This is a genomic window from Vibrio sp. Y176 (genome assembly GCF_033438945.1).
In genome coordinates, this window is the sequence record NZ_JAWOQS010000040.1 from 1 (window position 1) to 2,673 (window position 2,673).

2 protein-coding genes and 1 pseudogene are annotated in these 2,673 nt (G+C 40.7%); all 3 read right to left on the reverse strand.

Annotated elements, in window-relative coordinates; translation table 11 throughout:
* A pseudogene (locus R7O13_RS23820) lies at positions 1–795 on the reverse strand (type IV secretion protein Rhs); the annotation flags it as partial.
* 88 nt (positions 796–883) lie between these two features.
* Positions 884–1,438 carry an imm11 family protein gene (locus R7O13_RS23825; RefSeq protein ID WP_033905294.1) on the reverse strand — a complete coding sequence of 185 codons (555 nt, stop codon included), beginning with the start codon at positions 1,436–1,438 and terminating at the stop codon, positions 884–886.
* Between the two features lie 758 nt (positions 1,439–2,196).
* Positions 2,197–2,673: immunity 49 family protein (locus R7O13_RS23830; RefSeq protein WP_318304803.1), on the reverse strand; the 477-nt coding region annotated here is incomplete at its 5' end.

Sequence of the window (2,673 nt, forward strand, 5' to 3'; positions counted from 1 at the left end):
AGTTTTTTTTCTCAATGCTTTTTATACTTCTGGCCGCTTTCCATTCGGTTGTATCTTTGTCCTTTTGAGCCATTAGAACAGTAATTGCAGTTGCACATTCAGTTGTCCCTTGCTGATATGTCATGTTACCTATCTTACGGCTGCGCAGCGGGCTGCTCCCTCCTTTGGCCTCAACAATTATAATTTCACCTAGTGGCGGCTCTGCCACCTAGTAAACCATATCAAAATCGCCCGGCTTCTAAATTTACCTTAGGGATGAAGCAGCTTAGCATTAGGACGTTTACTCCGGACAAAGTCATCCGCGGCTAACTCACCAATTTTTGCAGATTTCTGATTAATCTTGGCGATTTGAGCGTTATATCCATCTTCGCCAGTTCGAGCCTTCCTAGCCTCTTAACGCTCTTTCAAACACTCTTCAATTTTTGCTTTGTTTCGTTTTATTAGCTCATAATCTCTCATATAGAGTTCTGAGTTTTCTTTATACTCTGCTTTATTCAGCACAAGATCTTCAGTGAAGATCGTGCAACCTTCTTCCCCGCCAACTTTCTCAGAGTCAAAAACATGCGCATTGACAAATTCCTCAATCCCAACAACATACTGCACTTCGTGTCTGCTGCCATCTTCTCCGACGGATGACTCTTTTTCAGCGTTTAAAATCTGATCGCAAACCTCTTGGGGGGCATCGCTTTGGGCCTGATACTCTGCCTACATTTGACCCAAGCGTTTTAGCCCTTCTTCACACAAGAAGCCTGTTGGGTCAATCCACTGGATAGGATTGACTGCATATTGGTAATGCCACTATTGACAGTTCAACTAACAAGCTCCCAATCATAAATATAAAAGCCATCTCGTAAGAGATGGCTAAAAAAATACCCGAGGAGCTCTAAAAAGGACGCCATTCACTTTCTGACTTAAATACCACTCCTGAAAAATCTTTGTTCTCGATTAATTCAGCCAGTTTTTCATCGACACATAATAACCACTCGATAGCATCCAGTTGAAATATAGTTTTCTGCATTTCAATATCTTTCTTAAGGACAACTCGATCAATTGAATCAACCTCTCCATCAAACTCACTAAATATTGAATGATTTCTATCCAGTAAATCGCAAATCGCAAGAACATTTAAAAAATAGTATTCACCAAAACTTTTACCTTGGTAATTAACCTCAATTGGTAGGAATTCAACTTCACTCGTTTGTGTGTGCTTAGAAATTAAATCAGATAACCGTCGACTCACGATTAATAAAGGACCACTAAGAAAACTATCCGCAGGCTTGTCATCTGATATGACATCAATAGTAACTTTTGGCCATTTGTCTCCTAGGGCAACGCCTCCCGTCAGATTCAATCCTATTAATACACTAGACTGCGTTACTTTGCCTTGAGTAAAATCGGAGTCTCTATCTACCTTGTTGGTCCAAATTTTAAGTGTCATTACTACTTCCTACTTTTCCATTGCGGATCATCCAATTGCGATCGAGCTTCATTCTTTTCCAGAGCATTCCTAATGTTACTTTCTGTTTTTCCAATTTCATCTACAAAAATCATATCATCGATCAAACCACGACCATACTTAGTTTACAACGCTCTCATTTCTCGTCGAACTAAAGCACCTGAGAACCTTGGTGCCTTGCACTTAGATGTCTACCCACGTGTCAGGGAAGGCCTATTTCGACAGATGTTTTAATATTAGTTGGAAGTGCAATCCCATTTGCACCTCTGTTAATGTTGTAATCAAGTTCGGTAGCTCTATGCATGACCGGATATTCCTGAGCAATATTGATACTAATTTGGTGATTTCCAGCATGGTTTTCAGGTAACCCGCCAACTATTTCGTTATTTAACTTGAGCCCACAACCTCTTCTTAAAGAACCGCCATAATAATTCGCAACACTCCCCTCCTTTGAGTTTTATTTAAGGGGATGATTTGGACAATTTCCTCTATACCTACAACATATTGAACTTTGCGTTTACTACCATCTGAATGATTGATATAACGATGAAAAGTAACTTCGTTCTTCTCGCAATCAATATGGTCTAAATCGTATTCATATCGAATATGATTTTTAACTTTGGGTTTCTGATAATGCCACGAATGATGGGTCGTTCGGCAAACAACAAACTCCCCACCATAAATATAAAGCCATTTCAAGAGAAAGATGACTTATAGACTGAATTGCTAACTAAAGGGTGTTATTGAGTGATCTTCCCTGCTTTTACATCTTCTAGCCAACGTCCTTCAACAAGATAGGGTGGAAGCCAACCGGTTTCAACAGATAGACGGTTGCCTCTGTCGTACCACATGCAAGCCATGCCAAGCAGAGGGAAATTAATGAACGTGCGGAGCCCTATTCTATCTGGCCCTAATTCTCTAAGATGATATTTCTCTTGGAACTGTAGGTTTTTAACGAGCACTTCCTCAAAATCATAACCAATATTAGTAGTGAGCGCTGCGAAGGTTTCTAGGATCCCCATCGCAATTTCCAACGCCCAATTATCCCCTTGAGCTACCGCTGCGTCCATTGCTGCAACCAGCTTATTAGGATAATCCGATGTGCGGTTATGGAACGACTGAATGACGTCTACTAGCATATAAGACAGCTCACCCGCTTTGGTAGAGCTCTGTCTCATCAAAGAAATCGAAAAGTTCGCTAACACATCCATGCTAGC